General features: G+C 69.0%; 5 protein-coding genes. 4 read left to right on the plus strand and 1 reads right to left on the minus strand.

All coding sequences use genetic code 11. The features are described 5' to 3' along the window. Entirely contained in the window at positions 1–1,464 is a 1,464-nt protein-coding gene (locus tag GRI75_RS13580) for a leucyl aminopeptidase (protein ID WP_160747536.1), read from the minus strand. A 96-nt stretch (positions 1,465–1,560) separates the two neighbouring features. Here GRI75_RS13580 and GRI75_RS13585 point away from each other — a divergent pair, with 96 nt between their 5' ends. From GRI75_RS13585 to rsmA, 4 genes are all read left to right on the plus strand, one after another. Continuing rightward, on the plus strand, positions 1,561–3,903 hold the full coding sequence (locus tag GRI75_RS13585; protein ID WP_160747537.1) for an LPS-assembly protein LptD: 2,343 nt from the start codon (positions 1,561–1,563) through the stop codon (positions 3,901–3,903). 217 nt (positions 3,904–4,120) lie between these two features. Then, a complete protein-coding gene (locus GRI75_RS13590; protein ID WP_160747545.1) occupies positions 4,121–5,431 on the plus strand; it encodes a peptidylprolyl isomerase in 1,311 nt (436 codons plus the stop codon). Further along, positions 5,424–6,455: a 4-hydroxythreonine-4-phosphate dehydrogenase PdxA gene (gene pdxA / locus GRI75_RS13595; RefSeq protein WP_160747546.1), complete on the plus strand. Its 1,032-nt coding sequence runs from the start codon at positions 5,424–5,426 to the stop codon at positions 6,453–6,455. Before GRI75_RS13590 ends, pdxA begins: the two co-directional genes overlap by 8 nt. After that, on the plus strand, positions 6,452–7,276 hold the full coding sequence (rsmA, locus tag GRI75_RS13600; protein WP_235911534.1) for a 16S rRNA (adenine(1518)-N(6)/adenine(1519)-N(6))-dimethyltransferase RsmA: 825 nt from the start codon (positions 6,452–6,454) through the stop codon (positions 7,274–7,276). Before pdxA ends, rsmA begins: the two co-directional genes overlap by 4 nt. Positions 7,277–7,555 lie beyond the last annotated feature (279 nt).

Genomic DNA, 7,555 nt, shown 5'->3' on the forward strand with positions numbered 1-7,555 from the left:
TCAGCTTTCGAGCACGTCGCGCACGTAGCGGTCGATCAGGCGCACGCCGAAGCCGGTGGCGCCTTTGTCCCAGGTGGCGCCGGGCTTGTCGGCCCAGACCATCCCGGCGATGTCGAGGTGCGCCCACGGCGTGTCGTTCTCGACGAAGCGCTGAAGGTACTGCGCGGCGGTGATCGACCCGGCCCAGCGCGGCCCGACGTTCTTCATGTCGGCGATCGGGCTGTCGATCAGCTTGTCGTATTCGGGCGCCAGCGGGAACCGCCACATCTTGTCCCCGCTCGCGCGACCGGCGGCGAGCAGGTTGTCGGCGAGCTTGTCGTTATTGGAGAACAGGCCGCCGTGCTCGTGGCCGAGCGAGATGATCATCGCCCCGGTCAGGGTGGCGAGATCGATCAATGCCGCCGGCTTGAACTCCCGCTGTGCCCAGGTCATCGCATCGCACAGCACCAGCCGGCCCTCGGCGTCGGTGTTGATCACCTCAACCGTCTGGCCGGACATCGTGGTGACCACGTCGCCCGGGCGCTGGGCCTTGCCGTCGGGCATGTTCTCGACCAGGCCGCAGACGCCGATCACGTTCGCGGGGGCCTTGCGCCTGGCCAGCGCGAGCATCGCCCCGGCGACGGCGCCGGCGCCGCCCATGTCCCACTTCATGTCTTCCATGCCGGCAGCCGGCTTGATCGAGATGCCGCCGGTATCGAACGTGACGCCCTTGCCGACGAACACCGTCGGCTTCACGCCGCTTTCGCCGCCGAGCCACTTGATGACCAGCAGCCGCGCCTCGCGCTCCGAACCCAGCGAGACGCCCAGCAGAGCGCCCATGCCGAGCGCGCGCATCTCGTCCTCGTCCAGGAACGACACTTCCGCCCCGGTGCCCTCGAGGCGCTGGGTGACGCGTTCGACGAAGCTTTCCGGGTAGATCACATTGGCCGGCTCGGCGACCAGTTCGCGGGTCAGCTCGACACCTTCCGCGAGCGCCTGCTCGACCTGCCAGGCAGCCTCGGCGCCATCCGGCGCGCCGATCACCGCGATCTCGTGCAGCGTGCGCTTCTGCTCGTCCTTCAGGCGCGTGCGGTAGGCGTCGTGGCGCCAGGCGCGCAGGCGCATGCCGAGCAGCAGCGCGGCGACTTCGTCGGCCCGCAACCTCCCGTCCGACATGTCGAGCGCGATCGCGCTCTCGCCCGCGGTAAGGTACTTTGCGGTCAGCGCCGCCCCGGCCCGCTCCAGCGCGCCCAGGCGGCCTTCACCGTCGTTGCCGCCGATGCCGAGCAGGACCTGGCGCACCACGCGGCCATCCTGCTCCGCGAACGTCTCGAAAACCTGACCGGTCTTGCCGGTGAAGCGGACCGCCGCGGCGCCTTCGCTATCGGCCCGCGAGAGGTCGGCGGGAAGCTTATCCCGCTCGACGACACGGGCGACGAGGCGGGGGCTGGAGGAATCGGCGGCGGCGCGGAAGGTGATCTGCATTGTCTCTCCGGTGAAACGAGGGCGCGGAGCGGCAGGGAGGCGCGCTCGTACATTGCTGGCGTTGCAGTTAATCGCGGCCGGTGCGATAGGCAAGGCATGCCCCCTTCCGAGCAGCTCGTGCTGCAAGCCCACGTTGTCCGCTTGCGCGCCCTCCGCTCGGGTGCCGCGCTTGGCGCGGCCCTGCTGCTGACCCTCCCCGCAATGGCCGCCGCGCAGGACGGCGCCGCACCGGGCGTCGACACCGCCGAGGAGCAGGCCGACGAGCCGCTCGCCACGCGCCCGGCCGAAGATGCGCCCGTTCCACCCCCGGCCCCCGAGTTCAACGCCGCCGGCGAACGTCAAATCGCGTTCGAGGCGAGCACCGTCAGCTATGACGACAACAGCGACAGCGTCAGCGCCAGCGGCGACGTGGTGCTGCGCTCCGGCGACCAGTCGGTCCGTGCCGACAGCGTCACATGGAACCGCACGAGCGGCCAGATCGTCGCCGAAGGGGACGTTCGGCTGGTCGACGAGGACGGCAACCAGCTGTTCACCGACCGGGTCGAGCTGACCGACGAACTGCGCGCCGGGGCGATGAGCAATCTCCTGCTCGCGCTGCGCGAAGGCGGCCGTCTCGCTGCCGAACAGGGCGTGCGCGACGATGCCGGCAACGTGATCCTCACGCGCGCCGCCTATTCGGGTTGCTCCGTGGAGACGCCGGAAGGCTGCCCGAAGGATCCGAGCTGGCGGATCACGGCGGAGCGCGTGGTCTACGATCCCGTGGCCAAGAAGATTCGCTTCCGTGGCGCCTTCCTGGAGATTTTCGGCGCCCGCGTGCTGCCGCTGATGGGCCTGACCATCGGCACCGGCGGAAGCGCCTCATCCGGTGTGCTCGTGCCGGACATCGGCTACAGCGCCTCCAACGGGTTCGAACTGAGCGAGAGCTATTACTGGCGGCTGGCGGAAAACCGCGACCTGCTGTTCTCCGGCTATCTCTACAGCAGGGTCGCGCCGATGGTCTCGGCGCAGTACCGGGCGCTGACCGACAACGGCGCCTACCAGGCGACCGCCTACCTGACCCACAGCACGCGCATCCCGCTCGGCGCGACCGAGCCGACCGCGGAGAAGGACTTCCGCGGCTATCTGTTCGCCAACGGCCGGTTCCAGCTGGACCCGCACTGGAGCGTGACCGGATCGATCCGCGTCGCCAGCGACCGCACCTTCCTGCGCCGCTACGACATCAGCCGCGACGACCGCCTGCGATCGATGGCGGAAGTCGAGCGGATCGACGACAATTCCTATCTCTCGGTGGCCGGCTGGGCCACGCAAGTCCTGCTCACCGACCAGGACCAAGGGCTTGTTCCCATCGCCCTTCCCGTGATCGACTATCGCCGCCGTCTCGCCGACCCGCTGCTCGGCGGCCGGATCGAGCTGCAGCTCAACAGCCTGGCGATCACCCGGACCCAGGGGCAGGACACCCAGCGCGCCTTCGCCCGCGCGCAATGGGACATGCGCCGCGTGACCGCCTGGGGCCAGGAACTGACCCTGACGGCGCTCGTGCGCGGCGACGTCTACCATTCGGACGAGAATGCGACGACCGCGACGGCCGTCTACCGCGGCGATGCCGGCTGGCAGGGGCGCGGGATTGCCATCGCGGCCGTGGACCTGCAGTGGCCTCTGATGGGCGAGTTCCTGGGCGGCACCCAAGTGCTGACCCCGCGGGTGCAGATCGTCGCCAGCCCGCCGATCCGCAATCTCGAGATCCCCAACGAAGACGCCCGCTCGATCGACCTGGAGGACAGCAACCTCTTCGCGCTGAACCGCTTCCCCGGGTACGATCGGATCGAAGACGGCGCTCGCGTGACTTATGGCGCCGACTGGGAGCTGACCCGCCCGGGCTGGCGCGTGCGCTCGACCATCGGCCAGTCCTATCGCCTGAACGACAAGCCGACCCTGTTCCCCGATGGGACCGGGCTCAACGACCAGTTCTCCGATTTCGTCGGCCGCACCGAGGTGCGCTTCCGCGACTTCGTGAAGTTCACCCACCGCTTCCGGCTCGACAAGGACAACTTCGCGGTCCGCCGCAACGAGATCGACGCGACGGTGGGGACGGACCGGACCTATATCGAGCTTGGCTACCTGCGGCTCAACCGCGACATCGACCTGACTTTCGAAGACCTGCAGGACCGCGAGGAGATGCGCGCCGCCGCGCGCGTCGCATTCGCCGACTACTGGTCGGTGTTCGGTTCGGCGGTCGTGAACCTGACCGACCGGGAGGAAGACCCGAGCTTCACCTCCGACGGGTTCGAGCCGCTGCGGACCCGCCTCGGCGTCGCTTACGAGGACGATTGCCTCGAGTTCGGCCTGACCTGGCGACGCGACTACATCGCGGTTGCCGACGCGCGGCGGGGCGACTCCTTCCGGGTGTTCTTCTCGCTCAAGAACCTGGGCCTGCGTTGACGGCGGGCAGGCGATTGGCAGACCCGCGCAAACGCGCTATCCGCGCCGAGACGGGCGGGGCGCTCAGCAACGGTTCAGCCGTTTCCGGCATAGAGCAGCCCCGATATGACCGGCGCACCACGCGCCGCTGGAGGAATTCTAAGTGATCCGATCCGCCAAGGGAATCTGGACTTTCGGGTGTGTCACGGCGACCGCCGCCTGTGCGCTGCTGGCCGGCATGGCCGGCGCCCAGGACACCGCCGCACCCGCCGCCCCTGCCGAGCAGGGCGCGGGCGCGGCCGGTGTGTTCAACATCCCCGACAACGTGACGATGCTCGGCACGATGGACCCGAACAACCGGCGCGCCACGGCCAAGGTCAACGGGCAGATCATCACCGGCACCGACGTGGACCAGCGGGCCGCCCTGATCATCGCGGCCAACGAAGGCGCTGAAATCTCCGCGCAGGAGATGCAGAACCTCCGCCTGCAGGTGCTCCGCAACCTGATCGACGAGACGCTGCAGATCCAGGAAGCCCGCGCGCAGGAGATGGAGGTCACGCAGGACGAGGTCGACCAGACCTACAATCGCCTGGCCGTGCAGCGCTTCAATCGCACGCCCGAGGAACTGAACGCCCATTTGCGCACGATCGGCTCCTCGCCCGCTTCCCTGAAGCGCCAGATCGAAGGCGAACTGGCCTGGAGCCGGCTGGTGCAGCGCAATGTCGAGCCGTTCGTCAACGTTTCGAGCGAGGAAGTCACCGAGTTGCACGATCGGCTGAAGGCGGCACGCGGCACGACCGAGTACCGCATCGGCGAGATCTATCTCTCCGCCACCCCGACCACGCGCGAAGCGGTGGCCCAGAACGCCCGCCGCATCGTCGACCAGCTGCGCGAAGGTGGCAGCTTCCCGGCTTATGCGCGTCAGTTCTCCGAAGCCTCCACCGCTGCGGTCGGCGGCGAGCTCGGCTGGATCCGCCTCGAGCAATTGCAGAACCCCGCCCTCGAGGCCGCAGCGCGCGAGATGCAGCCCGGGCAGCTGGCCGGCCCGATCGAGATCCCCGGCGGCTTTTCAATCCTTTACGTGATCGACCAGCGCCAGATCGGCATGGCCGATCCGCGCGACGCCGTGCTCAGCCTGAAGCAGATCTCACTCGATTTCCCGAAGGGCACCAGCGAGGCCCAGGCCCGCCAGCGCACGGCGGAGTTTACCAAGGCCGTAACCGCGATGCGCGGCTGCGGCGATGCGGACGCCGGGGCCGCCGCGATCGGCGCCAATGTCGTGAACAACGACGAGATCCCGGTCCGCGCGCTGCCCGAAGCGCTGCAGCAGGCCCTGCTTCAACTCAACGTCGGGCAGACGACGCCGCCGTTCGGTTCGCTGAGCGAGGGTGTCCGCGTGCTCATGCTGTGCGGGCGCGACGATCCGCAAGTCGAAAGCGGGCCGAACTTCGACCAGCTCATGAGCCAGCTCGAAGAAGACCGCGTCGGCAAGCGCGCCCAGCGCTATCTGCGCGACCTCCGCCGCGACGCGGTGATCGAATATAACTGACGCCGGCCCTCCCCCGCTCGCGGTTTCGCTCGGCGATCCGGCGGGGGTCGGCCCGGAGCTTATCTGTGAGGCCTGGGAGCGACGCGGCGATGCGCGCCTGCCGCCGTTCTTCGTGGCCGGCGGCGCAGGGCTGTTGCAAGCGGCCGCCAGGGCGCGCGGGCTGGACGTCCCTATCGCCAGGATCGACCATCCCGCCGCCGCAGGTTCGCTCTACGGCAAGGCACTGCCCGTGCTGGGGGATCTCGACGCTCCTTACCGGCCCGGCGAACCTAATGCCGACGGGGCGCGGCTGGCGCTTGCCTCGCTCGAACAGGCGGCGGCGCTGGCCGTTTCCCGGCGCGCGAGCGGTATCGTTACCGGCCCGATCGCCAAGGCCCTCCTGGCAGAGGTCGGCTTCGCATTTCCGGGGCAGACCGAGTTCGTTGCCGATGCCTGCGGCGCGGCGGCGGAAGACGCGGTCATGCTGCTGGCGGGACCAAGCTTGCGGACCGTCCCGATGACCGTGCATTGCGCGCTGTCCGAGGTACCGGCCCGTCTCTCGGTCGAACTGATCTGCCGCCGGGCGCGGATCGTGGCCGCAGGCATGCGCCGCGACTTCGGCATCGCCGCCCCGCGCCTCGCCATCGCCGCGCTCAACCCCCATGCCGGGGAGAACGGCCGCATGGGGGACGAGGAGCAGAGGATCATCGCACCGGCGATCGAAGTCCTCCGCGGCGAAGGCATCGACGCCAGCGGCCCGCACCCGGCGGATTCGCTGTTCGCCCCCCGCGCCCGCGCGACTTACGACGTCGCCATCGCCATGTATCACGACCAGGCGCTGGTCCCGCTCAAGGCGCTCGACTTCGACGAGGGCGTGAACATGACGCTCGGCCTGCCGGTGGTGCGCACCTCGCCCGATCACGGAACGGCGTTCGCCATCGCCGGCAAGCGCCTGGCCGACGCCGGCGCAACCATCGCGGCAATCCGCATGGCCGGGGACGCCGCTGCTCGACGGCTGGCAGCCTCATCACCGCAAGTCCGTTGACCGTCAGCCTCCCTCCTTTGCGCGAGGTCATCGCGCGCCATGGGCTCAGCGCGTCGAAGGCCCTGGGCCAGAACTTCCTGTTCGACGAGCAGTTGCTGGACCGCATCGCGGCGATCCCCGGCGACTTGTCCGGACGCGCAGTGCTGGAGATCGGCCCCGGCCCCGGCGGCCTCACCCGCGCGCTGCTCCGCGCCGGAGCCTGCGTCACGGCCATCGAGATGGACCGCCGCTGCCTTCCGGCCCTGGCCGAGCTCGAGGAAGCCTTCCCCGGCAAGCTGCGCGTGATCGAAGGCGACGCGTTGGCCATGGATCACGACGCGCTGATGGGCGAGCCTTACGCGGTCGTCGCCAACCTGCCATACAACGTCGGCACGGCCCTGTTCGTCCGCTGGCTCTCCGGCGAGACATGGCCGCCCCGGTGGACCTCCCTGACGCTGATGTTCCAGCTGGAAGTGGCCCAGCGCATCGTCGCCCAGCCCGGCACCGATCCGTTCGGCCGGCTCGCCGTGCTGGCCCAGTGGCGCACGGCCGCGAAGCTGGCGATGAAAGTCCATCGCAGCGCCTTCACTCCGCCGCCCAAGGTGATGAGCGCGGTGGTTCACGTCGAGCCCACGGCCATGCCGGCGGGCGTATCGGCGCGGATGCTCGAACGCGCGTCCGAAGCCGCCTTCGGCCAGCGCCGCAAGATGCTGCGCCAGAGCCTCAAAGGGCTGCCCGGCGCACTCGACGCGCTGGACCGGCTCGGCATCGATTCCGCCCGCAGGGCCGAGACGCTATCGGTCGCTGAATTCGTCGCGATCGCGGAGCAGCTGTCACCCTAGCGTCACCGCGTAGCGCTTTACCTCGCGTCCTTCGATAAGCTCAGGACGAACGCGTTCTGGTGGGAAAGCTAAACAAGCCCCGTTCGTGACAAATCCCGTTCGTGGTGAGCTTGTCGAACCACGAGGAGCGCGTCCTCGCGTCCTTCGACAGGCTCAGGACGAACGGGTTCTGGTGGGAAAGCCAAATAAGTTCCGTTCGTGACAAATCCCGTTCGTGGTGAGCTTGTCGAACCACGAGGAGCGCGTCCTCGCGTCCTTCGACAGGCTCAGGACGAACGG

Source organism: Croceibacterium soli, from assembly GCF_009828065.1.
In the GTDB taxonomy this organism is placed as follows: Bacteria; Pseudomonadota; Alphaproteobacteria; order Sphingomonadales; family Sphingomonadaceae; genus Croceibacterium_B; species Croceibacterium_B soli.